The 23,870-nt window shown below is 39.5% G+C and carries 21 protein-coding genes and 1 pseudogene; 9 read left to right on the top strand and 13 right to left on the bottom strand.

Annotation, left to right across the window (positions count from 1 at the left end):
• From HMPREF1321_RS02290 to HMPREF1321_RS02250, 9 genes are all read left to right on the top strand, one after another.
• The gene (locus HMPREF1321_RS02290) at positions 1-981 is read left to right on the top strand and encodes an HlyD family secretion protein (RefSeq protein ID WP_009421237.1); all 981 of its coding nucleotides are present in this window, start codon (positions 1-3) and stop codon (positions 979-981) included.
• On the top strand, positions 978-1,439 hold the full coding sequence (locus HMPREF1321_RS02285; RefSeq protein WP_009421182.1) for a GNAT family N-acetyltransferase: 462 nt from the start codon (positions 978-980) through the stop codon (positions 1,437-1,439). Before HMPREF1321_RS02290 ends, HMPREF1321_RS02285 begins: the two co-directional genes overlap by 4 nt.
• 262 nt (positions 1,440-1,701) lie before the next feature.
• The gene (locus HMPREF1321_RS02280; protein ID WP_009421187.1) at positions 1,702-2,622 is read left to right on the top strand and encodes a hypothetical protein; all 921 of its coding nucleotides are present in this window, start codon (positions 1,702-1,704) and stop codon (positions 2,620-2,622) included.
• Positions 2,619-2,972 carry an MmcQ/YjbR family DNA-binding protein gene (locus tag HMPREF1321_RS02275; RefSeq protein WP_009421218.1) on the top strand — a complete coding sequence of 118 codons (354 nt, stop codon included), beginning with the start codon at positions 2,619-2,621 and terminating at the stop codon, positions 2,970-2,972. The genes HMPREF1321_RS02280 and HMPREF1321_RS02275 overlap by 4 nt, the downstream gene beginning before the upstream one ends.
• A gap of 69 nt (positions 2,973-3,041) precedes the next feature.
• Positions 3,042-3,572 (top strand): hypothetical protein, encoded by a 531-nt coding sequence (locus HMPREF1321_RS02270; protein ID WP_009421226.1) that lies wholly within the window; start codon positions 3,042-3,044, stop codon positions 3,570-3,572.
• A 41-nt stretch (positions 3,573-3,613) separates the two neighbouring features.
• The gene (locus tag HMPREF1321_RS02265; RefSeq protein ID WP_009421223.1) at positions 3,614-4,039 is read left to right on the top strand and encodes a hypothetical protein; all 426 of its coding nucleotides are present in this window, start codon (positions 3,614-3,616) and stop codon (positions 4,037-4,039) included.
• Positions 4,036-4,518: a hypothetical protein gene (locus HMPREF1321_RS02260; protein WP_009421205.1), complete on the top strand. Its 483-nt coding sequence runs from the start codon at positions 4,036-4,038 to the stop codon at positions 4,516-4,518. Before HMPREF1321_RS02265 ends, HMPREF1321_RS02260 begins: the two co-directional genes overlap by 4 nt.
• A 26-nt stretch (positions 4,519-4,544) precedes the next feature.
• Positions 4,545-5,696: an ABC transporter permease gene (locus HMPREF1321_RS02255; RefSeq protein ID WP_009421230.1), complete on the top strand. Its 1,152-nt coding sequence runs from the start codon at positions 4,545-4,547 to the stop codon at positions 5,694-5,696.
• Positions 5,683-6,870, top strand: coding sequence for an ABC transporter permease (locus tag HMPREF1321_RS02250; protein WP_009421181.1), 1,188 nt, complete (start codon positions 5,683-5,685; stop codon positions 6,868-6,870). The genes HMPREF1321_RS02255 and HMPREF1321_RS02250 overlap by 14 nt, the downstream gene beginning before the upstream one ends.
• A 171-nt stretch (positions 6,871-7,041) precedes the next feature.
• On the opposite strand, the gene nrdG is transcribed toward HMPREF1321_RS02250, so the two are convergent.
• The 13 genes and pseudogenes from nrdG to HMPREF1321_RS02190 all read right to left on the bottom strand — a co-directional run.
• Complete coding sequence (nrdG, locus tag HMPREF1321_RS02245; protein WP_009418616.1) at positions 7,042-7,527, bottom strand: anaerobic ribonucleoside-triphosphate reductase activating protein; 486 nt, start codon at positions 7,525-7,527, stop codon at positions 7,042-7,044.
• On the bottom strand, positions 7,508-9,298 hold the full coding sequence (gene nrdD, locus HMPREF1321_RS02240; RefSeq protein ID WP_009421221.1) for an anaerobic ribonucleoside-triphosphate reductase: 1,791 nt from the start codon (positions 9,296-9,298) through the stop codon (positions 7,508-7,510). Before nrdD ends, nrdG begins: the two co-directional genes overlap by 20 nt.
• 1,035 nt (positions 9,299-10,333) lie before the next feature.
• Positions 10,334-13,741: an isoleucine--tRNA ligase gene (gene ileS / locus HMPREF1321_RS02235; protein WP_034575537.1), complete on the bottom strand. Its 3,408-nt coding sequence runs from the start codon at positions 13,739-13,741 to the stop codon at positions 10,334-10,336.
• Positions 13,742-13,843: 102 nt separating this feature from the next.
• Complete coding sequence (locus tag HMPREF1321_RS02230) at positions 13,844-15,427, bottom strand: AlwI family type II restriction endonuclease (protein WP_009421169.1); 1,584 nt, start codon at positions 15,425-15,427, stop codon at positions 13,844-13,846.
• Positions 15,427-16,335 (bottom strand): Dam family site-specific DNA-(adenine-N6)-methyltransferase, encoded by a 909-nt coding sequence (locus HMPREF1321_RS02225; RefSeq protein ID WP_009421196.1) that lies wholly within the window; start codon positions 16,333-16,335, stop codon positions 15,427-15,429. Before HMPREF1321_RS02225 ends, HMPREF1321_RS02230 begins: the two co-directional genes overlap by 1 nt.
• Complete coding sequence (locus HMPREF1321_RS02220) at positions 16,289-17,392, bottom strand: DNA adenine methylase (protein ID WP_009421168.1); 1,104 nt, start codon at positions 17,390-17,392, stop codon at positions 16,289-16,291. The genes HMPREF1321_RS02225 and HMPREF1321_RS02220 overlap by 47 nt, the downstream gene beginning before the upstream one ends.
• Positions 17,393-17,427: 35 nt before the next feature.
• Positions 17,428-17,691, bottom strand: coding sequence for a hypothetical protein (locus HMPREF1321_RS02215; RefSeq protein ID WP_009421200.1), 264 nt, complete (start codon positions 17,689-17,691; stop codon positions 17,428-17,430).
• A gap of 63 nt (positions 17,692-17,754) precedes the next feature.
• A pseudogene (locus HMPREF1321_RS12380) lies at positions 17,755-18,402 on the bottom strand (GNAT family N-acetyltransferase).
• 152 nt (positions 18,403-18,554) lie between these two features.
• Positions 18,555-21,029 carry a DUF4982 domain-containing protein gene (locus tag HMPREF1321_RS02205; protein ID WP_009421174.1) on the bottom strand — a complete coding sequence of 825 codons (2,475 nt, stop codon included), beginning with the start codon at positions 21,027-21,029 and terminating at the stop codon, positions 18,555-18,557.
• Between the two features lie 80 nt (positions 21,030-21,109).
• The gene (locus tag HMPREF1321_RS02200) at positions 21,110-21,562 is read right to left on the bottom strand and encodes a hypothetical protein (RefSeq protein WP_009421240.1); all 453 of its coding nucleotides are present in this window, start codon (positions 21,560-21,562) and stop codon (positions 21,110-21,112) included.
• A gap of 41 nt (positions 21,563-21,603) precedes the next feature.
• Positions 21,604-22,605, bottom strand: a complete 1,002-nt coding sequence (locus HMPREF1321_RS02195; RefSeq protein WP_009421192.1) for a BtrH N-terminal domain-containing protein — start codon at positions 22,603-22,605, stop codon at positions 21,604-21,606.
• A 135-nt stretch (positions 22,606-22,740) separates the two neighbouring features.
• The gene (locus tag HMPREF1321_RS12120; protein WP_083832711.1) at positions 22,741-22,908 is read right to left on the bottom strand and encodes a phosphinothricin acetyltransferase; all 168 of its coding nucleotides are present in this window, start codon (positions 22,906-22,908) and stop codon (positions 22,741-22,743) included.
• 385 nt (positions 22,909-23,293) lie between these two features.
• A partial coding sequence (locus HMPREF1321_RS02190) for an IS4 family transposase (protein ID WP_009421172.1) occupies positions 23,294-23,870 on the bottom strand: 577 nt, incomplete at its 5' end.

The raw sequence follows: 23,870 nt of genomic DNA, 5'->3' as shown, positions 1-23,870 counted from the left end.
ATGAAAAAGAAAAACATCACCGGTCTTATTGTAACAATCACTGTATTTGCAGTAGTTCTTATTCTTTCTATCTACTTTTTTAGTAACCGCGAACCTGTATATTTGCAAGGACAAGTAGAAGCCAAACAAATCAACGTTGCCCCAAAAGTACCTGGTAGGGTGAAAGCTATCTACAAGCAGGAAGGCGACCAAGTGCACAAAGGCGACCTCCTTTTGGAACTCGAAAGCACTGAACTCGATGCCAAACTCTCTCAAGCCGAAGCAGCACGTTTGGCAGCACAAGCTCAATCCGATAAAGCACAAAGAGGAGCTCGTAGCGAACAGATTCAAGGGGCTTACAATGTATGGCAACAAGCCGAAGCAGCTGCCCAGCTCGCTGAGAAAACCTATCAGCGTGTGAGCAACCTCTATAACGAAAAGGTATTGCCTGCTCAAAAGAAAGATGAGGCTTATACCCAAATGGTTGCCTTACAAAAACAAGCCGAAGCAGCCAAATCACAATACGAAATGGCGAAAAACGGAGCTCGTGTAGAGGATAAAACCGCTGCCCGAGCCCTTGTAGCCCAAGCGCAAGGGGTCATTACTGAGGTAAATGCCTATAAAGATGGTGCTAAAGTGTTTGCCCCTACCGATGCCGAGATACAAACCATTATCCCCAACGAAGGCGAAATCGTGAATGCGGGTTACCCTGTGATGAACCTCATCGATACCCAAGACGAGTGGGTGGTGTTCAACATACGCGAAGATAAAATGGCAGACTTCAAGATAGGCACTAAATTCAAAGGCATCGTACCCGCCCTTGGCAATCAGGAGATAGAGTTGGAAGTAAAACACATCGCCGTACAAGCCGATTTCGCCACTTGGACAGCTACCAAGAGCAAAGGCGACTTCGACAAGAAAACTTTCGCTATCAAAGCCTACCCTACCCAAAAAGTAAAGGATTTAAGACCCGGAATGTCAGTATTAGTAAGTGAAAAATGAGAATAACTGAAGGATTATCAACTAAAGATAAGCAAGCTATTATACGCTGGACAAATAGCAAAGATGCTTATTTCTTGCAACAATGGGCGGGAGATGCTTTGCCTTATCCTCTTACCATAGAAGCACTCAATGCTTTGCCTCATTGTTATCGTATTGAGGCAGAGGGTAGTTTTATAGGGATGATTCAGCAAATAAGAGTAGAAGGGAGCAACGTACATATTGGTAGATTTCTTATCAATCCTTCGCTTACAGGAAAAGGATTAGGCACCTCAGCAATGCAGTTATTTATCGCAATGCTTTTTGAGGATAAAAGAGTTCATTCTATTAGCCTAAATGTATTTGATGACAACCCCATAGCTAAAGGTCTTTATACAAAACTTGGCTTTAAAGTAGTAGCCACTGTTGAAGGAGAAAGGAAGAAATACAAGATGGTGAAGAGTAATTTGGCAATTAGCTAATTAGCTAATTTGCCAATTGGCTCATTAATAGATTTATCCCCTACTGGTGCGATTCTCCTAGTTCGTGTTTAATACTAAGCAAACATCAATAGAAGAAATCTGTTTAAGCTTTCAGCGAAAGATAACCAGAATAAAACAATAATTCACATTTTATAAAAGCAAGCATTTGTAGATAAGAAAAACTATTTCTAATACTGAAAAATAGAATAAACTAATAAATCATCAAGATTTTCGAGTAACATAAATAAAATACATTACAATAATGAGATTCCTTCATTTAAAAACAGCGACTTTATTAGCACAACTATGCTTATGTATCAGTTGCGGTTATGAAGTACCAGGGAAAGACAAGCACCCTGAGATTCCTGAGTTTAACGGCTTTGACAAAAATCTTTTTATAGTAGATACACTACTTACTGAAGAAGATGTTATGAGCTCTGATAGGATTATCTACGACCCAACTGACGATTTTATATATTTAAACAAAGAATACGATTGGTTTTTACTTGATAAAAACTTTAAAATCAAACAAAAGATAAATGCTAAAGGTGTTTTTCAGGGAAATAAAACATTTTATGACAAGGTCATAGGCGAAAAATATAAGGATATTATCTATAAATACACTTATCCTTGGACAAAAGCTGAAAAAGTAAAGGAATTACAGTATTTAGGCCACGATAGTATTATTAAAAACTACTCTATTCCAAAAGATAAGAATGGAAAATATGATTTAGAAGCTATTAGAAAGATAGGCAGACAATATATTGACGAGCAATTAGGTGTAATACAAAAAATAATTCCTGTAGGTTTCACGTCTATTGTGTGCATAGGAAGCAAAGGCGAATATTTTACGGAAGATTATAAATACAATACTTTTTATGAAATAGAATATACCCAAACACCAAGCTATAATTTAGTAGATAATAAAATCACCAATAATTTGTACTCATTTGATCAGGTAGTTTTGGGGAATCAGGGCGGAGGAAATCATTTTGCATTTTGGTTTTATCCTTACGGCTATAAATACTATACTTTTAAGATAGGCAATGACTCTATCCAATTTAAATGGAACACCAAAAGCTCACGGAAAATAATACAAATAAAAGACCTTTGGGGCGATAGGGTCTTGATTTATAAAGACAGTGATAGTGGCGGAGAATTATATAACATTCGAAAGAAATGAACATAGAAACCTTTAGAGATTTTTGCTTAACTTTACCTCACACTACTGAGGATATGCCTTTCGGGGAGGACTTTTTGGTCTTCCGTATAGCAAATCGTATCTTTGCACTGATGAACCTAAACCGCGTGCCTATGAGTGTTAGCCTCAAATGCGAACCTGAGCGTGCGGTAGAGCTCCGCGAGGAGTACCCCGATAAGATTGTAGCAGGCTATCACCTGAATAAAAAACATTGGAATACCGTGTTTTTAGAGAGTCTTCCCGAAGTCCTTATCAAAGAAATGGTACAGCACTCTTATGAACAAGTTCTTGCCAATGTACCAAAGAAGGAAAGAGAAGCGTTAGGGGTGTAAACTCCGTAATCTTTCTTAGGATTGGGAATATCCGTGATAATTTAGAAAAACAACAAAAATTAATTAGAAATGAAAAAGAAAAAACTTTGGATACTTTTTATCATTACTACTTCAGTATATGCCTATTTGATGTTGGTAACCGTACCAGCTCTTAAAGCAATGGCTGGAGGAATGGATATTTTAGATGTGCCTCCGTTTTATGATGCCTCTTACATTCAAGAGCTATTTAGGCGTTTAGGTGAAGAAGGTCGCCATTTCTATTTATACCGACAAATTCCTGTGGATATGATATATCCCGGTCTGTTTGCTATTACCTACTATCAACTGATACGTTTCTTTTTAGAAAAACTCAACCAAAGAAAGCTCCTTTTCTTATCATATTTCCCAATAATAGGAGGTATTTCTGATTATTCAGAAAATTTTAGTACCATTACAATGCTCACACACTATCCTGAAAACTTATGGATAGAGACCTTAGCGCCTTATTTTTCTCTTATGAAATGTATCTTTGTGGTACTTTCTTTGGTATTATTTTTTGTATTAGGAATTACAACACTCGTTAAAAACAAGAAGACAATAACAAAATCACCCTCAGAATAGCCTCAATTTTGTTCATTATATCTGAATAAACCTAAAAGCCTATGTGGAATGCTCTTGTGAATTACAATATACTTGCCCCTCTATTAATAGCTGTTTTGGCTTGGGCGTTTATACTCATTTGGTTTTCCAAGAAAAACAAACAAGAAAGGAAGAAAAGGCAACAACTTTTAGCCCAGATAAAAGAACAACTCCCTATTCCCACATTCAAAGAGTTGTTACAAGCTTTAGAAGCCTTGAACTATAACCCTGCTCAGTGTTATTTTAAAACAAATACTTTTGAGCAAGGAAATGTAGCTGTGGGCAACACTTGTCTTCTGCAACGAGAAAACCAATGGGTGGTATGCCTTGCCGATACTCGTTGCTTCTGTGATGAACAGTCTTTTGATAGCGAACAAGAAGCTTGCGAAAACTTTGTATATAAATATTTTCTCCTTAGTAAAGAAGAAATTAAATGGTTAAAGCAATGAACATATCTAACTATACCACCAAGTTTGGCACTCTTACTTTCTCACAAAAAGTGGGAGATGAGTATTTTTGGGAGGCTTCATATCAGTGGAAAAGTGATTTCTATAAAGAAACTTTACAGCTGCCTTTTTCTGTGTTTAGCAAAAGTAAAACCATCGCACCTGATACTATTGCTTTTATTGAAAAAATCCTTGTCAGCGCAGATAAGTTGGTTGCCAAAGCACTTTTTTATTTTCAAAAACAACTGCTAATATGCTCAGATAGCTTTCATCTTTCAGAAGAAGAAAAACGATTGTTAAGTGTTCCCTTGCAAGAAGTTCCTTTTGAAAGTCCGCAGTTCCTATTTTATGACAACAAAGAATGGATATTGCATTTTGCTGAAGGTGGTTTCAGCTTTTGCGAGCCTTATGGAGTTTCTTTTCACTTTGAAGAAGAAAAACCTATCCTAATAGAAAACTTAGAAGACGCTGAAGAAATCTAACTAATTAGCTAATTGACAAATTAATTATGTATTTATTTAAAAAAGAATGCAAGAACCTATTCCTATCGCCCAAACGGCTGTTTTACGTTTTGGTGTTCCCTTTTGTAATCTTTGGGTTCTTTGCGGCGGTATTTTACAAAGGAGTACCACGCGACCTCCCTATGGCGTATATCAATTACGACCAAAGTCAGCTGTCCGAAAACCTTTTGCGTATGCTTGATGCTACGCCCAATATAGACCTAAAAATCAAACTCACCGATGAACAGGAAGCCCAACGCCTTATCCAGCAACAGCAGATAATGGGCTTTATCGTTATCCCTGCCGACTTTCAGCAGAAACTCTTCAAAGGTGAAAACCAATCGGTGATTTGCTATACTAATAGTCAGTTTATGCTGGGGGCAAGTCTTATCCAAAAGGATTTTCAAACTACTGTAGGAATGTTCTCTGCCGGACTGGTGATGAAAAAGAAAATGCAAAAAGGCCAACAACCCGAGAAGGTACGTGCCGAAGCTCAAACCGTAAAGGTAGACGACCACGGATTATTTAACCCTTATGCTAACTATGCCTATTACCTGCTCACAGCACTTTTGCCTATGATGCTCCAAATGATTGTAATGATGGTAACGGTGTATGTATTGGGGGTTGAGTTTCGTTACCATCGAGGGAAACAGTGGCTCAAGCAAGCAGGTGGCAGTCCGCTGAAAGCCCTTGTGGGGAAACTCTTCCCTTATACATTAGTGCTCCTTTTTGTAGCGTGGTGGATGAATTACCTCCTCTTTGAGCTTATCGGGGCTCCTTTGCATATCCCAATGCTGAATGTGGTGCTTATTACTTTTGCCCTAGTAGTAATCTATCAGATTATAGGTATTGCACTCGTTTCTATATTGCCTAATTTTAGGTCGGCACTTACCATAGGCAGTGGTTTTACAGCGATTGCCTTCTCATTTGCGGCTTATACTTTTCCTATGGAAGGGCTTCCTAAGAGTATGCAGTATTTAGCGCAAATCTTTCCGTATGCTCATTTTATGAAATACTATGTAAATCGCGCCATTAAGGGCATTCCTGTAGAGATGACGTGGCAACCGCTTCTGGCATTATTGCTCTTTGGACTGTTGCTTATAGTGGCTTATCCTATGTTTGTGAAAAAGATAAAATCAGGAGGTTATGAAACAGTTTAGAAGTTACATATATCAAAGTTCAGCCGATTTCACTCGTGCGATGCTTTGGGAAGCCAAATATATATTCCGCGACAAAGCGGTATTCTTTTCGTTTGTAATTGTAGCGATTGCGGTGTCGTTCATCTATACTTATCTCTATTCCGAAGAGACTTTGCAAGAGCTTCCTATTGGAGTAGTAGATGAGGATAATACTGCGCAAAGCCGTCAGTTGTTGCGTATGATTGATGCCACGAGTCAGACCGCTATTTACAGCAGTTACCTCAACCTCACCGAAGCTGAAAAGGCCTTTCAGCAGGAGAAAATACGGGGGATAGTAGCCATTCCCAACGGTTTTGCACGTGACCTACAACGCGGAGAACAACCTACTATATCGGTCTATGCCGATGCTTCTTATATGCTTTATTACAAGCAAATACTTACCGCCGCTAAAGTGTCGGCTACTTACCTGAATGCAGGGGTTGAGGTGAAACGCACTTCGGCACAAGGCAAACTCCCTATCCAAGCACGCGATGAGGCAATGCCCGTGAGTGCCCAAGTAGTGAGCTTATACAATCCCTCTTTGGGTTATGCTACTTTCCTTATTCCCATAGTGCTTGTGATTATCTTTCAAACTACCATACTCACTGCCGTAGGTATGTTAGGAGGAACGATGCGAGAGGGTAATAAACTTAAAAAAATATATCCTAACTCCGATAGTTTTTGGGGAGCTCTGCCTATTGTAATGGGGAAAGCTACTACTTATTTAGCCTTTTCAATGGTGATATTACTCATTATTTTAGGAATTATAATGCCATTGTTTGGCATTCCTGTACGTAGCACGATACTAAGCACTATGGTTTTTATGATACCATTTATCCTGTCGATTGTATTTATGGGACTTTGCTTGCTGAACTTTTTACATCGACGTGAAGACGCCATTATGCTCATTATGTATACCTCTTTGCCTGCGGTGATGCTTACTGGCTTTTCGTGGCCTACCGTAGCGATGCCTGAATGGCTGAGTGTTTTTTCATATATTGTACCTACTACTTTAGGGAGCAAGGGTTTTATATCTATTACCCAGATGGGAGCTCATATCACTACCATTATGCCATATTGGCTGGGAATGTGGGCACTGTGTTTGGTATATTTAGTATTAGCCACCCTTACCCTGAGGAGAGTGTTAAACAAGTAATAAAAAAAGAACGACTTGATTAAGTCGTTCTTTTTTTATTACTTCCCGTTTGTCTTTCGTATGTTTGTAGTCTATCACTCCCATCACACAAGCAACAATAAAAGAGGAGATAGCTGTACGTGTGAAATCTTGGTATTATTTTCTTATTCACACACCTAGCTACGTCTGCAGTCAGGCTTTTCCTTTTACCTTTAAAAACACTTTGTTCATCACCTCTCCGGTTTGCAGGTTTAAAAACTCTTGATTGGTGGTGGGGCTGTCTAAGCCACCGAGTTTAGGTAACCATTTACCGGTTTTGATGTAGTCTAAACACCCTAACAGCTCAGGGTATTTGCGCTGTACTTGTTTAAGATTAAGCCCTGTATAGAGTGCCGTTTTCAGCCGTTTGCACTTCACTTGGAAGATAAGCGAGAGCAGGGTTTCTACCTGCCACTCGCCTCCCATAAACAGCACACAGCTTATCATATCTTCATACTTGCTAAGCAGTTGTTCCAAACCTTCATTAGTAAGCGCACAGCCTTTGCTACCGTCCCAAATATATTCGGAATGGCACCCTTCGCAACCTAACGGACACCCTGTGATGGTAAAACACAGGGATATCTCATTAGGTACTTCTTGGAGGACTATATCGTAACTGCTATACCGTAGCGTTCCCATAGTAACGTATTTTAGCTTCTTTTTGTCGGTCTTTAGAGAAATTAGTAATGCGTTTGAGATAGCCTATCACCCGTGTCGCGTGGTCGATATTTTCAGAACCACAATGGGTGCAGTGGTCGTGCGTGTGTTTATCGATATAGCCACAATCGTTGCACACGGTTACGCATATATTAAAGCAGAAGTAGTTACAACCCGTTTTAGCGGCTACATTTAGCAACTTATAAAAACCTTCGGCAGTGGTGTATTCTTCGAGATTGCAGTGGTAAGCCGAACCGCCGTCTAAGTACTGTATATAGTCGTTTCCGTGTAAATAGAACTTATCGATAAGGTTTTGAGAGCTGTCTTCCACAATATAGAAATATGAATTGTAGCAATCACGTGGCACTTGCAAGCCGTCGGCTTTGTCCCAAGCAGCATTCTTCACGCCTAAGTTCTCGGCAGGTACAAACTCGGTATTGAACATAAAGCCATATTTGGCTTTAGCTTCCTTGTTTTTGTCGTAAATTAGTTTGAGGTTTTTGTTGATGAATGCTTTATAGTCGGGGTTGTCGGAAATGCGAATACCTAAATACTCTGCAGCTTCCACCATTCCGTTGATACCAACGGTGAGAAATTGTTTATCAAGTGAGATGAAGCCCGCATCGTACACTGGTAACATACCCGCATCTTTGTAATCCTGAACAATAGCGCGGTAAGCTACTTGGTATTTATGGATATTATCTAAGGTGCGTTCCAACGACAAGTGTTTTTGGTAAAGGCGATTCATATTAATGGTTATCACATTAATACTACCGGTAGAAACACCTCCCGCACCGAGTGAATAACTAAAAGTGTTATCAGAAATTTCATTGCGTAAGCGACAGCAACTTGCTAATGAATCGGCATTATCTGATTGATAGATGAAGAATGCATTGCCCTCGCTGAGCTCTTTGGCGCAGAAGCGCGCAAAATGCTCGTCGTAAACGTGTTTGTCCTTAGTGAGCATTGCTGCGGTTACCACAGGGAAGGTGAGTATCGCTTTGGTGCGCTCGATGTTGAACCAATGCATAAAGAACTGTTGGAGCTTGTCTAAAGACTCATAAGTAGGCTTGCTACCATCGGGGTAAACGAATGTACCGAACATCGAATCGAAATAAGGGCGGTCATACAGCGATATGTTCCAGAATACTGACTGATAGCCACGTGCTGCTGCTGGCTGATTAATAGCGTATACTACGTGTTGCAGTTCGTTTTCTATCACTTCACGGTGGGTGTTGAGGTAATCATCGCCATAGTCTTTACGAGCAAAATGGTCGAAGTACATTAGGAACTCTACCGTTGCTACCGCTCCTGCAAATTGTGAGGAAACGGAAAAGAGGAAGTTCACGAACGACCCGCAATAGCTTGCTAAGTGTTGCGGAGCTTTGCTTTCCCCGCCGAGTTTTACGAGCCCGTCCAAGAGCAAAGGATACATCGAAACGCTCACACAATAAGGTTTGAGGCTCGTTTCGTCGTGCACGTAGATTTCGTGTTCCTCAATCTGACGGATATACTCATCGGCTAATTCTTTGCCAAAGAGCTGTTCGATTTTGTGAGACACGAGCGAACGGTTCACTTGGATATTGATATCTTTATTGAGTTCTGCCTCCATCGTAGCGATGTTTTTATGTGCCACATTGGCATTGGCATCGAAGAGAGACCCAGTAGCGGCATTGTGAGATTGTAGGTAATTTTCGATGAAATTACGCTTTGTTTGAAGCTGTTCAGCTGTAAGCTTAGTGAATTTAGACATAATTTTTTATTTTATTATTATTTCAGATACAAATTTTAATTTCTCGAGCATTAAGCTTCCAAGTTGTAATGGTAATGGTCACTAATTTCTCTATTTTATTAACAATTTTCAAGTATGTGATGTATTAGGAATGTTTATATAATACAAGTATAGCCTAATAACTTTATTTTTAACCCTCTTCTTTTAGTTAGAGAGAAAGAAAGTGCTGAGTGATTTATATAAATCACTCATTTATAACGCATTGAATAATGTTGCTTTTATAAGTTCCCTAAAAAGGGGAAGTGTTTTTTCCTTAGTTGCTGGGGCAAAGATACGGAATAAAGTGACAAGTTTTCAACAAAAACAAAATAGTTATCAACACAGTTATTAACAATTTCAGTGAACGTTTTGATAGTTATAAAGTTAGGACAAAATTATCTTTATAAGTTATAAATGCTCTAAAAATTTCTGCCGTTGAACCTCACTTTTTTATCTTTCTGATTCTAAAAATAAAAGTTTTCAGTACCTAAACACTTTTTGAAATATACTTTTAATTAGAAAAGGTCATAGTCCATAGGTATTAGAGGGAGAAGCGACGGGCGATTAACTTTGCCAAAGGTGCGAGCCAAAGCCAGCGAGAGCTCACAGCTGGGTATGTGGGGGCGGGGAAATTAGTAAATTAGCAAATGAGAGAATTAGCAAATGTGGAGGGTTGAGTAGTTCGGAAGAAAACGGAGATTTCCAAAAGGAGGTTGAAGGGAGTTTTGGTGAAAAAAGGGTATAAGGAGGGTGTGGTTAGCTTATAGAAAGCTTATAGGAAGCTTATACGAATCTTGGACGATTGGTATAGAAAGGGTGTATAAGCAGTTGATTCATAAAGTAATACAACACCGCTAAAAATGTTAAAAACGGGGTTTCGAGACGAAAGAAAAGGGAAGAAAAATTAGTAAATAAGTCAATAAAAAAGCGCGATGTTTATTATTTTAAACATCGCGCTTTTCTTATCACTTTGTCAAAATCTAGGGATATTGGCAAAGTGTGTGACAGCTTGTTGTATTACGACCGGCTAACAACTATTCTTGTCGTTACTTCATCGAATGCAATTTCTTCACCCTCTGGCAGGCTATCTACAAAAGAGATGCTGTCGGTAAGGGTTTCATTCTTGATGTAAGCCTCGTTGGCAGTTACTGCCTCTTGTAGGGCAGGGTGCGCTTGGAGGCGTATTTGTATGCGGTCGGTGATGTCGTAATCATTGTCCTTACGGATATTCTGAATGCGGTTCACCAACTCGCGAGCGATACCTTCTTGGCGCAGTTCGGGGGTGATGTGAATATCCAAGGCTACCAATAGACTACCAGCGGTGGCAACCAACCAGCCTTCTATATCTTGGGTGCTGATTTCTACATCGTCCAAACTCAAAGTAACCGTTTTGTCAGGCAGTTGCAAGCTGTACGTTTGTGCTTTTTCAAACTGTGCTATTTCCTGCTGACCAAATTCTTGTACCGCTGTGGCAATGGCTTTCATATCTTTACCAAACTTAGGTCCTAAGGTCTTGAAGTTCGGTTTGATTTGTTTTACCAATATACCTGATGCATCTTCCAAAAGCTCTATTTCCTTCACATTCACCTCGTGCTTGATAAGGTTTGCTACGGCTTCTATTTCTGCACGCTCAGTAGCGTTGGCTATCGGTATCATTATCTTTTGCAATGGCTGACGCACCTTGATACTTTCTTTCTTGCGCAACGATAGTACTAAAGACGAGATAGTCTGCGCTTTCTGCATCTTGCTTTCCAATGATTTATCGATATAGCTTTCATTAGCTACAGGGAAATCGGTGAGGTGTACACTTTCTTTGTTTTCTTTACCAGTAACACTCACCAAATCTTTGTACAATCTATCGGCATAGAAAGGTGCTATAGGCGCCATCAGTTTAGCGATGGTTATGAGGCAAGTGTAAAGGGTTTGGTAAGCGGCTATTTTATCGGCTTCGTATTCTCCTTTCCAGAAACGACGACGTGACAAGCGTACGTACCAGTTACTGAGGTTTTCTTGTACAAAATCCGAGATAGCACGCGTAGCGCGGGTAGGCTCATAATCGGCATAGAGGGCATCTACTTCTTTGATGAGGGTATTGAGTTCCGAAAGTATCCAGCGGTCTATTTCTGGGCGTTCTGCCAGTGGTATATCGGCTTCTGCATAAGTGAAGCTATCGGTATTGGCATAGAGCGCAAAGAATGAATAAGTGTTGTAGAGCGTACCAAAGAACTTACGGCGCACTTCCGCTACCCCTTCTAAATCAAATTTGAGGTTATCCCAAGGATTAGCGTTAGAAATCATATACCAGCGAGTGGCATCAGCACCATACTCGGCAATGGTAGTGAATGGGTCTACCGCATTGCCCAAGCGTTTCGACATCTTTTGTCCGTTCTTGTCGAGCACCAATCCGTTAGACACTACGTTTTTGTACGCTACACTGTTGAATACCGAAGTAGCAATCGCGTGGAGCGTATAGAACCAACCGCGTGTTTGGTCTACCCCTTCGGCTATAAAGTCGGCTGGATAAGCGGTGTAGTTATCGATAAACTCTTTGTTTTCAAAAGGATAGTGCCATTGTGCATATGGCATAGACCCAGAGTCGAACCATACGTCGATAAGGTCAGTTTCGCGGTGCATTGGCTTGCCCGAAGGCGACACGAGCACTATGTTATCTACGATATTTTTGTGTAAATCTACCTTGTCGTAATTGCTTTCGGAGTTATCGCCCACTACAAAATCTTTATAAGGGTCGGCTGTCATCACTCCTGCCGCGATAGCTTTTTGTATTTCGGCTTTTAGTTCTTCTACCGAACCGATGCAGATTTCCTCTTGTTTATCGGCTGTACGCCAAATAGGTAACGGGATACCCCAATAGCGCGAACGCGAAAGGTTCCAGTCGTTAGCATTTTTGAGCCAGTTGCCAAAACGCCCTTCACCGGTAGCCTTAGGTTTCCAGTTGATGGTTTCATTGAGGTCGAACATACGCTCTTTGAAATCGGTTACACGTACGAACCACGAGTCGAGCGGATAGTACAACACCGGTTTATCAGTACGCCAGCAGTGCGGATAGCTGTGTACGTATTTTTCTACTTTGAAAGCCTTGTTTTCTTCTTTGAGGAGAATAGCCAAGCTCACATCCCACGACTTTTCAGGCGCTTGCCCTGCATCGTAATACTCATTTTTGATATATTTACCGGCAAAAGCCTCAGGAATATTGTGCCCTGTGATGAATTTTCCTTGCAAATCTACTAGCGGAATCAAATTGCCGTGTGCGTCTTTCACAAGCATTGGGGGCACGCCGTATTCTTTAGCTACGCGGGCGTCGTCCGCACCAAAAGTAGGTGCTATATGCACGATACCTGTACCGTCATCGGTGGTAACAAAGTCGCCTGCAATCACACGGAAAGCCTCAGTAGGGTTTTCGGTAGGAGTGCACCAAGGAATGAGTTGCTCGTAAGCAGTACCCACAAGGTCAGCACCTTTGCATTCCCCTATAATTTGATAAGGAATCGTCTTGCTTTCGGGTGTGTAAGCCGCCAAAGCAACAGTATCGCCCTCTACAAACTTTTTGCCGAATTGTTTTGCCAAAAGCGGTTTGCCGATGATGATAGTAATCGGCTCAAAAGTATATTGATTGAATGTTTTTACGAGTACATAATCAATCTCTTTGCCCATGGCAAGCGCGGTGTTAGAAGGCAACGTCCAAGGGGTAGTTGTCCAAGCGAGGATATGGATAGGTGCTGTAGGGTTACCCAATGCTTTACTTGCCGCCGTTGATAGCGCTTTTACTTTAAATTGAGCTACTACCGTAGTATCGCTCACATCGCGGTAGCAACCCGGTTGGTTGAGCTCGTGCGATGACAAGCCTGTCCCTGCCTTAGGTGAGTACGGCTGAATGGTGTAGCCTTTGTACAGCAACTGCTTGTTATAGAGTTGTTTCAAAAGCCACCACACGCTTTCCATATACTTAGGTTTATAGGTGATGTAAGGGTCTTCCATATCCACCCAGTAGCCTATTTTCTCGGTAAGGTCGTTCCAGATGTCGGTATAGCGCATCACGGCTTCCTTACAAGCCTTGTTATAGTCCTCTACGCTTATCTTTTTGCCTATATCTTCTTTGGTGATGCCGAGTTCTTTCTCTACTCCCAATTCTACGGGCAAGCCGTGGGTATCCCAACCTGCTTTGCGTTTTACTTGAAATCCTTTCTGAGTTTTATAACGGCAGAAAATATCCTTAATAGAGCGCGCCATCACGTGGTGAATACCAGGCACACCATTGGCAGATGGCGGTCCTTCAAAAAACACGAACGGAATAGCGCCCTCACGTGAGGCGATACTCTGCTCAAAGATGTTAGCGGCTTTCCAGAAAGCCAATATTTCTTCTGCTATCTTAGTAAGGTCTAAGTGTTTGTACTCGTTGAATTTCATATATTGGTTATTATTAATCATAAGTGTGAACCACAAGGGCAGTGGTTGTTAGACGTTAGTTTGGCGCAAAAGTAGAAAATAATAGGCAAAATAACTAATTTTCTAACTATTATACAGCCTTTTTGTTTCTTCAAGATAAGAAATAAACTCTGTTATTTTATAAGGACGAATAAAAAGATTTTTATCTTGTTCAACAAATTTTATTTGCCTTAATGAATCACTGAAAATAGTAGGAGCAACGAAAACACATTGTGAGTTATTGTATTGTTTTTTAAAGTCTTCTAAATGACGCTCAATAGGCCATATCTCCATCATTGTTTGTGTTCTTCCTTCAGCCATTGTTACTTCTACAAGTATGCCGTTAGGGTGTTCTACACATTCTATATCTCCGTTATTTCCTCCTGCGGTTGAAGTGGGTAGTCCTGTATCGTCAGCAGGATAATTAGGGACTACTCTTACATTAGGCAATTTGGCTTTTATAGAAAGAGCTATCAAAAACTCCAATCGTGTAGCATTTGGTAAAAACTTAAGCACTTCATCTTTAGACACTTTTCGGTGAGCCAAGTTAAGCAATTCTTCTTTTATAACCTCCCATTGGTATTGTTTTAACCATTGCAATAATAACAATTCATTTTTAGAGGCATCATTCTGATAAGTAGGTATACTAAACAAATTCTCATCTATCTGAGCCATATATTCAAAATAAGCTCTTTCAGAAGTGTAGTGTGTATAAGTACTATAATTGGCTAAAATATATTGTATCTTATTATTTTCATTATGATTAATATCTATAAACCTACCTCCGCCTCTTAACGAAATAAGTCCCGTGAGTCGCATTTTTCTTATAAACTCATCGGGATATTCATCAATAATTGATTTAGGCTTGAATTGCTTGAAATTTCCCATTATTTCTTGGGTACATATATCTATAATGACCTCATCACTAGGATTGTATTGATAATCTGCTCTTAATTTTTTGATGCGCCGATAAAGTGCTTCAGCATTATTGTCTTTCCAGAAAATGAGCAAGGGTAACTCTTTGCGTGATATACCAGCTCCGTTATATTCGGTATCTGCATTTAGCTTCTGAATGGTTTCTAATAACAGAATAAGAGGCACATTATCATTAAGTACTCTCACAAATGGATTAGCTCTTTGGTATTTACACATTGCCTGTAGGAATACTTGTTGCTCATATTCAGGATGCACTTCTTGGGTTATGATATTATCATCAGAAAGTGTTATCTCATAAATTTGAGCAAGCTTTGTTCCTAAAGTTGAGAATTCAATAGGTTCATTAGGTTGATAATAAACAAAGCCTAACTCCTTTGAAAAATCATACAAGGTAGCAAATCGCGAAGGATAGCCTCTGGCAAAACCTGCTTCTTTATGTTGTTGTGGATTATTTTCTAACAAATAGGTTACTTCTTCATCAGTAAGTATTTTATCGGCAAACTCTCCTTTAGGAGAAGTTTTCCATTTTTCTTTTATCGCAGTAGTGACTGTCGTAGGGCGATACAATCCATAACGTATGGCTTCTGCTACTACATTAGTTGCTATTTCATCAGTAAGTTGTTGCCCATCAAATTGTTTAAAAACCCATAATAAGCCTTTTAATCGCTGTGGATTTCTAACAGTAGTAGTAAATAATAAGGGTTTATATTCTGCTGTTCTCTTGTTCATCATTAATAATTAGTAACCAAAACTTCATTAAAATCTTTGATAGTGTTGTCGTGATAGCTTATGTAATTGCTTTTAATAGGGTTTAATTGGTATTTCTTAGCCCATTCAATAAATTTTTTATTTTCTTTGTTTTTATAGTGTGTTACATTTGAAATGGCAAAACTAATGCCTTTAGTACTTAAATTGTCAAGTATTAAAAGTAAATCTCTCTCTTCCTGTGCTGTCCAATATTTATTATATTCACTAAAAGTAATCAAATAAGGAGGGTCAAAATATATAAAATCGTTTTTTGAGAACTTTTCTTGTTCAAAAAATCTTCTGAAATCTAAACTCTTCCAGTAAATTTTTCTTTTTTTAGTGATAGAAAAGTAATTCACTAAAGCACTATATACATTTTTATTAAAATCAATATTTCCTACAGGTAAATTGTAATCTCTCTTACTATTAAAACGTAACATTCTATTAAAGCCATATATCAAAAGTACGTATAGCCACAATATATTACTTCTATCAGATGCGTTATAATCGTTTTTAAGCTTAGTAAAACCTTCCTTATTAAAATGAGCGTAATATGTTTTTTTATACTGTTGTTTAAGCGATAAAGGTACTACATCTTTTTTATAAGAGCACGATAATCCATAATGAGTTATCACTTCAAAAATATCCTCAAAAAAATGAGTTTCTTCTTTGTTTTGCGAGCAAAGAAACTGATGTATCTCTATAATATTTTTATCTAAATCATTTAATAGATAACTCTCGGCTTCTACATTTAAAAAAACAGATCCTCCTCCTACAAAGGGCTCTACAAATCGCTTTATTTGTTTGGGGAAAAATGTTTTAATTTCAGTTATCAACTTATATTTATCACCCACATAAAAAAGGGGTGAACGTCTTACTTCTTCGTCCTTCATCCACTTTTGTTATAAATAATATTTCTTTATGGTCTTCAAATGAAGTGCGCCCTGTATTAAAAAAAGGATGCGTGTGCTCAAACACTTTTGTATCACCACAACGTTGTAAAATAGCTTCTAACTCTTCTAATCTAATCTTATTTTCTGACGAATTACTCTTTGAATTATAAGTATTGTTATAAGAAACCGCTATATATCGTGTTTGTAAGTGAGATACTAAATGTTCAAATACTGCTGCTGCTTTAGTAGTACAGTACCTACTCATATTTTCAGGTTTGGGTTTAAGTGCAACCCCAAAAAGCGTAGGTTGTTCCCATTTTACAAGAGTTTCATACAAATGATAAAACCTGCTATACTGTCTTGAATTATAAGGAGGGTCTATATATACTATATCTGCTTTTATCTTTTTAACTAAAAGATTTGCATCTTCTTGATGAATGACCACATTAGTGTATGAATGAGCATCTATTAATCGTAAAAATAAAGGCTGAGATTTTATAGGCTTTTTTATGTAAGCATCAAAATGCCCTACAGTATTGGCTATTTTATCAATATTGTAAATAAGGGTAGCTAATAATATACAATATTCTTTTTCTGTAAGTTCTGTACGTAATTGTTCAATATCATTACGTATATACCCTATAAGTTTTGCCGTTTGATGTTCATAAAATTTTCCTCCAAAATATTCTGAAAAATAATTCTCACTAAGCTCTCTTGGATCAAGTGTATTGTAATAATTAACAATTTCTATTAATTTTTGCTCATTATAATCTCCTTTCCCGAAAAAAGCTTTGTAAATAATGTTGTTAGAATATAAAAAATCATTTATAATTACCTTAGCATATCGCTTTAGAGCCTCACTGGCTACTATGCCTGTACCTGCAAATATATCACAAAATGTATGGATATTCTCAGTTTCTGAATCAATAATACTCATTATCCAACTTGTAAGTTTGGCTTTACTCCCTATATAACGCCTACTCTCAAGTGCAATAGGTTTATAAGTGTTATTTTCATTTATAAACAAATCAAAATCTTTATATTCAGCTTTTTGCATCTATTTTATTTGTAATTTTAAGATAATAAGATTCTTTAGAAGTTAAAATGCTCATCCCAGCGTTTGGCTATTTTCTTATTAATTTTCCTCGAGAGGTCTAAAATAAAATCCTTGTGCTCTAAAGGAATACCATTTTCGTCCTCTTCTAATATTTCATCAGAAGCTACATACTGGGTAGGCGCTGCTAAGGCTTTTGCTTTTTTGGGTTCTTTGAACGTTACAAAATCAAAAGCTCTCAACATCTCTATAATAGCATTGGCTTGCGGACTGGTTTGCTCTATGGTTACTGTTACTGACATAGTTGTTAGACGTTAGTTTGGCGCAAAAGTAGAAAAAAAGTTTCAAAGTACCAAGTTACTCTTCTAATCAGGGTTGTCAGGTGCTTTATAGCAACTCTTCACTTCCATTAGCATCGTCCAAACATCTACGCCTCCTATTTTGGTTTGGTGGATTTGCTCAAAACCGTGTTTTTGGTAGAAAGATACATTTTTTTCGGTATTGGTAACCAAACTGAGTTGGTTTCCACCTTCACGCGCTACTAAAGGCAAAACGGCTTCGTCTAAAAATCTACCTCCTATGTGTTTACCTTGCTACGCGGGACTCACTACAAAACTCTCTAAATACCATCTGTTTTCAGAAGTTTGTTTTTTGGCGTGCTCGCTGCTCTTGTCTAAGAAAGGTAAAAAGTATTGAGTAGGTTTGGCATAACGCCAAAGCGCAAAAGCTCCTGAGCGTAGGTAGTCCCAAAGGGTAATACGAGTGTATTGCAACGATTGCATCACTCCGACGGCTATAATTTCGTTGTTTTCTTCGGCTATCAAGCAATAACCCTTACGGATATTGCTCATCACTTGCACATAATGCAATTTGTTCAGATAGTCGATATACTTGCTATCGGTAGTAAAAAAAGAGTTGAGCACCTCACGATACATATTGTAGTTAGCAAAAGCATCGGTGAGCACAGTGGCTACTTTGCGGGCATCGGCGGGAGAGGCAAGACGGTAGTTCATAAGTGGACGATTTGTAGATGAAAGTACAAAGATACAATATTTTTGTTAATGCACCAATTGTTCTTGGCTTTACCTCTACTATAAAAAACTTTGCCAAAGGCTCTTGTCCTTTGGCAAAATATATAAAAATAACAGCATCTAATTTCTATGTTCTATTTTCTAACTTCTACTGAAATCTTTCCTTTTAGCGTTTTACTTTTTGCCTCAATAGTAATTTCGCCTGCTTTTTCACCTGCTTGTACCATCATCACTAATTTTCCATTGAAGAGGTGCATTTTAGGTAAATGGAATTGATCGGTGCAAGTAGCATCGCCATTGGCAGCTGCTTTATAAAAGCCAGCTCCTTTCACGCTGAACTGCACAAGGTCATTCACTGTTGGGCATAAATTGCCGTCCTTATCTACCGCTTCTACAGTGATGAAAGCGAGGTCTTTGCTATTAGGGGTAAGCACTGTTTTGTATTGAGTACTGAGACGCAAAGCATAAGGCTTGCCAGCGGTACGAATTTCTTTTTCGGCTACTGCCTTACCATTGGCATCGTAAGCTACTACTTTCACAGTACCAGGTTCGTACTTAGTATCCATCCACATTAGGCGGTAACGCTTTTGGCGGTTGAGGTCTGACGGATTACCCTCTTGTTCTTTCTCTTCTAATTTCACCGAAAGGTCTTTACTACGTTTGCCTTGACTCTTGCCATTGATAAACAATTCGGCGGAAGGATAATTAGTATAAACAAAGATAGGAGTTACTTCACCCTCGCGCCCTTCCCAATTCCAATGAGGCAGGATATGCAAGGTTTCGGCTTCCTTATTCCAATGCGAGCGGTAGAGATAGAAGCGGTCTTTGGGTAGCCCAGCCAAATCTACTGCTCCAAAATAGGAACTATGTGAAGGCCATTCTACATAGTAAGGAGTAGGTTCGCCGAGATAGTCGAAACCTGTCCAGATGAACTCTCCTATGGTATAAGGCAAATCCTCTTGATGTATCCAGTCGTCTTCGGGCAAGTTCGACCAACCGCAGTGTTCTACGTCATAAGACGACGATTGCATATCGGGGTATTTAGCCATTGATTTGCGCTCTACGGGGAACTTATACACCCCACGCGAACTCACTGTTGAAGCGGTTTCACTACCCAAAATAAGCTGTTGTGGCAACTTGCGGTAAGCCTCTTTGTACTTAAACGGACGGTAATTAAAACCCATTAACTGCATCGTTGCTGCCATATTATTTTTAAGCACATCGTGGGGTCTATCCATACCATTGCTCACGGGGCGGGTAGTATCGTATTTTTTGATGATATCTTGCAAATAGCGCGCTACTTGCGAGCCACTTTCTACACTCTGTTCTTCCACCTCATTACCGATGAACCACATCAGCACGCTAGGGTTGTTGCGGTAGTGTTTTACAAGGTTAGTGAGGTCTTTTTCAACCCAGTCTTTGAAGTACAAATGATAGCCATTATCCACTTTTGGGATAGCCCACTCATCGAAACTTTCTACGGCGAGTAGCATACCCATTTCATCGGCAGCGCGCACATATTCAGGTGCGGGCATATTGTGCGAAGTGCGTATAGCATTCACTCCCATATCCTGCATAATGCGTATTTGCCGGCGTATGGCACTCTCATTTACCGCCCCGCCCAGCGGACCTAAATCGTGGTGCATACACACCCCTTGTATTTTGATTTTGCGTCCGTTGAGGTACAGACCATCGTTAGGTTTGAGTTCGATAGAGCGCACCCCAAAAGTAGTGGTTACCTCATCTTTTACAGTATCACCTTCATAGAGCTTGGTAACAGCTTTATAGAGGTACGGCTTGCCGATGTCCCACAAGCGAGGATTATCAATATACAGTTCTGCTGAAATCTTATCGGTAGTGTAAGGAGTTGCTTTGGTATTGGCATACGCTACTTTTTCACCTTGATTATTGAAAATAACAGTTTCTGCTACAATAGAAGTCTTCTTATCAGCTACAAACTCAGTATTTACTACTACTTTGGCGAAGTTGTTTGTTATTTCGGGGGTGGTAATCTGTACGCCCCAAATAGGGATATGCGTCTTGTTTTTAGTGATAATATGCACATTGCGGTACAAGCCAGCCCCTGGATACCAACGCGACATCTGGGTAAGGTTGTTGAGTCGCACTGCCAAAGTGTTGTTATTGGCTTTTACGTAAGGAGTGATATCCAAAAAGAAAGTATTGTAGCCGTTGTGCCATTCACCCGCTTTTTGTCCGTTTACAAATACTTCCGGGTTACTCATCGCCCCGTCAAACTGTACAAACACTTGCTTATCGGACGTAAGTTCAGGTACGTTGAACTGCGTGCGGTACCAACCTACGCCTACAAAAGGCAGTCCGCCAGTACGCCCTGTGTGTTCAATAGCTGCTTTTTGTCCGTCCTGCTTGATAGCCGTGCGCTGGATATCGTTTTCCATATCAAAAGGACCATAGATAGCCCAGTCGTGGGGCACGATTACGCGTTGCCATTTCGCATCGTTGTAATTGGTTTGTGAGAACGCGGGTTTGTCCTCACGGGTAAATTTCCACCCTTTTTCGAGGGTTTGCTGTTGTTGCGCCCAGCTTGTAGCGACAACGCCTAATAAAAGTAAAAGGTTGATTTTGTTCATTTTTATAAATCAGTAGTTTTTTAATCGGAGTTCTGGAAATATCTCGTGGCTCTCATTTATCTTTTCACTCCTCACTTATTTCAGTTCACTTCAATTTTTAAAATAGTTAAAGAGTTTGCTTTCATTTGTTTCCCATTCAGGAGGGCGATTGAAAATTGAATTTCACATTCTTTCCCATTCCAATAATTGCCAAATTCCCCACCTTGTCCTTGGACGCCATTTCTCCAAGCAAGTAAAACCTCTCCATCGGTAGTTCTCGCTTGCACATAAACTTTTCCTTTTGGTTTTGAGTTGAAATCCGGTTTTGTCAGTTTTACAGTTACATACAATACTGTATTATTAAATCGCCATTCTTCTTTATCTATTTTCGCTGTAATCCCGTTTTGGGTGAGTTCTCTAGTTCCTTCTGGGGCTTCTGCACCTCCTGGAAGTTCAGTTTTACCCCCTTTATCATCATCTTTTCCACAAGAGACTAAAGTAACTGCTGAGCAGAGTAGTAATAATGCAAATGTTACGTTAATTAGTTTTTTCATTTTATGATGTTTTTAATTATTAATTCTGCAAATATAAGGATTTATTTTTTACTTACCGCTTTCAGTTTCTTAAAAAACGCTTCCTCTCTCTCGGCTATAGCGTACAACTGTTGTGAGAGGGCGTTATAGACATCGGCTTGGGTGCTACGGTTTTTGTATACGCGGGCTATGGCTACCGCAAAATCGCGCCACGCATCACCGATATCGGTAATTTCTTTGGAGAGCTCTAATAAGGCATCGTTTTTCAGGAGTTTGCCTGCTTCCTGCAAGAAAGCACCGTAGATAAACCTAAAACCTGCACCCCCAGTACCTATCTCTTCCTGCATACGTATCAGCTGAGCGAGGTAGTGATTGGTAGTCTTCGCACCTTTCTTGCGGTGCCATTTCAGTATATCCTTGCTGAGTTTCTTAATTCCTGCTACACCCACTATGGGCACAGGAGCGAGCATCGTACTGCACGTCTGCTTGATACCCTTCCATATTGCCTTTTCCAACTGAAGCTCTTTGGGTAAATGAGTAGGGTAGTAGAGGTGTCCTTTGGGTGCCAATACCCCATTAGCAAAACGCACTTTGCTGAGTTCCTCAGTCGTAAGGGTCGTAGTATAAGGAATCACAGGGTCGCTAATAAGATACTTGCCGTCTTCTTTGCCATAAACCACTAAGTTATGCGCGTTAAAATGAAAGCGGTACTCATCGGGGAAATAAGGTAGGTTGAAAACCCCCACTTGCAAGCCCGTAGGGATACCCTTGGCAAGATTGTCATCGAGGGCTTGTTCTGCCTTTTCGGGGGAAGAAAACTTTTGGCGTTTCACCTTAAATCCTAAACGTTTGGCTACTTTACTGAAAATGTGTCCCGGCATTGTGCGGTAACTAATAGCAGGTGCTTCGTTCACTCTTATCCAAGGAAAGTAGAAGAACAACAGTCCCGACCCAATCCCAAAGACCATCGGTTCACTCAGTTCCACTCCATTGAAGTGCAACAAATTAGATGCTACTCCATTTTCACAGTGCGCCGACTGTTTATGTTCAAAATCTATTGTCATATTGAGTAATAAAGCGCAAAGGTAGGGCATAATTAGCAAATGAGCAAATTTCACAATTTGCGAAAGCGCACAAATGTAAGAAAATTATCAGTAAGAATCAAGGTTTTGAGAAATAATTGTCTCTGATTTACAACCTCATAGTCGTTTTCCCGTCCCCACATTCTCCCTCTTTGAGGTAGCCAGCAATAACTGTGTATGTGCCTCGCGACAGCTGGGTATGTGTAAGGAGGGAGGCCTGTCTTCTTTTCCAGCTTGTCCCCCTTCGGGGGTTCGGGGGCTTATTGAATAAATGACTCGCCACATTCCCCCTTTTCCGTCACTACATTCCCCCTTTTCCGTCGCTACACTCCCCTTTTCCGTCGCTACACTCCCCCTCTCCTTGGGAGAGGGACGGGGTGAGGATTCTTTTTCTTTCGCCTCGAAACCCCGTTTTTAACATTTTTAACCTTGTTGTATTATACTATGAATCAATTGCTTATACACCCTTTCTATACCAATCGTCCAAGATTCGTATAAGCTTTCTATAAGCTCTCTATAAGCTAACCCCACCCATCTTATAGCTCATTTTTTACCTCTCTCCTAAATCACTCCTTCCGAATCTCTCCGTTTCCTTCCGATATCTCAGATGTCTCACTTTTAGGGGTATACACTTTGCCAAAGTTTAAAACTAAGGTTGTAAGGAACATTTTTAACTATCTGAATAAGAATACATTTTTGAAGGATCTCCTCCGCAATGGATTACAATTTCTTTAATTATTTCATCTTGTAAACCATAACAAAATCGCCTTTTAGGGATTTTATAGCCTTTCAATCCTTCTTCTTTTATGTATGTCAATAGTAATATTGATGCTATTAATATTACATACATCATCACTTGTATGCCATTGAGATTTCTTGAAAAGAAATGTTTAAAGTTAAGCTCTTGCTTTATAAAACGAAAATACTGCTCTATCTTCCAACGATTCCTATAAATTCCGGCTATTTGCTCATCACTAAAATCATCGGTTAAGTTACTTAAAAACAGTATCTTCTCTTCTTTAATTTCTCCTCTCTTCTCATCCTTCTTTAGCAGTCTACCCTCTATCAAACGAAAGGTATTTTTTGTCTTCTTTTGACTTTTAGTGAAAAGATGTACTTTCTGACTGCTAATTAAGCGCAGATGCTCATCTTGCTCAGCTAATTTCTTTACTTGACTCCCTTCTGCTAAAATATACTTTGAGTCTTTGTAAATTCGGGTGACAAAATATTGAGTCTGCTCATCTGAA

This window comes from Capnocytophaga sp. oral taxon 412 str. F0487 (assembly GCF_000271925.1).
GTDB classification, from domain to species: Bacteria; Bacteroidota; Bacteroidia; order Flavobacteriales; family Flavobacteriaceae; genus Capnocytophaga; species Capnocytophaga ochracea.
Note: the sequence above shows the minus strand (reverse complement) of the source record. Positions and strands in the feature narration are given on the sequence as shown.

Coding starts and splice junctions, on each gene's coding strand:
- HMPREF1321_RS02290 (WP_009421237.1), top strand. CDS start 1: ATGAAAAAGAAAAACATCACCGGTCTTATTGTAACAATCACTGTATTT.
- HMPREF1321_RS02260 (WP_009421205.1), top strand. CDS start 4,036: ATGAACATATCTAACTATACCACCAAGTTTGGCACTCTTACTTTCTCA.
- HMPREF1321_RS02220 (WP_009421168.1), bottom strand. CDS start 17,392: ATGCAAAAAGCTGAATATAAAGATTTTGATTTGTTTATAAATGAAAAT.
- HMPREF1321_RS02275 (WP_009421218.1), top strand. CDS start 2,619: ATGAACATAGAAACCTTTAGAGATTTTTGCTTAACTTTACCTCACACT.
- ileS (WP_034575537.1), bottom strand. CDS start 13,741: ATGAAATTCAACGAGTACAAACACTTAGACCTTACTAAGATAGCAGAA.
- HMPREF1321_RS02285 (WP_009421182.1), top strand. CDS start 978: ATGAGAATAACTGAAGGATTATCAACTAAAGATAAGCAAGCTATTATA.
- HMPREF1321_RS02280 (WP_009421187.1), top strand. CDS start 1,702: ATGAGATTCCTTCATTTAAAAACAGCGACTTTATTAGCACAACTATGC.
- nrdG (WP_009418616.1), bottom strand. CDS start 7,527: ATGGGAACGCTACGGTATAGCAGTTACGATATAGTCCTCCAAGAAGTA.
- HMPREF1321_RS02270 (WP_009421226.1), top strand. CDS start 3,042: ATGAAAAAGAAAAAACTTTGGATACTTTTTATCATTACTACTTCAGTA.
- HMPREF1321_RS02255 (WP_009421230.1), top strand. CDS start 4,545: ATGTATTTATTTAAAAAAGAATGCAAGAACCTATTCCTATCGCCCAAA.
- HMPREF1321_RS02250 (WP_009421181.1), top strand. CDS start 5,683: ATGAAACAGTTTAGAAGTTACATATATCAAAGTTCAGCCGATTTCACT.
- HMPREF1321_RS02225 (WP_009421196.1), bottom strand. CDS start 16,335: ATGAAGGACGAAGAAGTAAGACGTTCACCCCTTTTTTATGTGGGTGAT.
- HMPREF1321_RS02205 (WP_009421174.1), bottom strand. CDS start 21,029: ATGAACAAAATCAACCTTTTACTTTTATTAGGCGTTGTCGCTACAAGC.
- HMPREF1321_RS02215 (WP_009421200.1), bottom strand. CDS start 17,691: ATGTCAGTAACAGTAACCATAGAGCAAACCAGTCCGCAAGCCAATGCT.
- nrdD (WP_009421221.1), bottom strand. CDS start 9,298: ATGTCTAAATTCACTAAGCTTACAGCTGAACAGCTTCAAACAAAGCGT.
- HMPREF1321_RS12120 (WP_083832711.1), bottom strand. CDS start 22,908: ATGTGGCGAGTCATTTATTCAATAAGCCCCCGAACCCCCGAAGGGGGA.
- HMPREF1321_RS02200 (WP_009421240.1), bottom strand. CDS start 21,562: ATGAAAAAACTAATTAACGTAACATTTGCATTATTACTACTCTGCTCA.
- HMPREF1321_RS02230 (WP_009421169.1), bottom strand. CDS start 15,427: ATGATGAACAAGAGAACAGCAGAATATAAACCCTTATTATTTACTACT.
- HMPREF1321_RS02195 (WP_009421192.1), bottom strand. CDS start 22,605: ATGACAATAGATTTTGAACATAAACAGTCGGCGCACTGTGAAAATGGA.
- HMPREF1321_RS02265 (WP_009421223.1), top strand. CDS start 3,614: ATGTGGAATGCTCTTGTGAATTACAATATACTTGCCCCTCTATTAATA.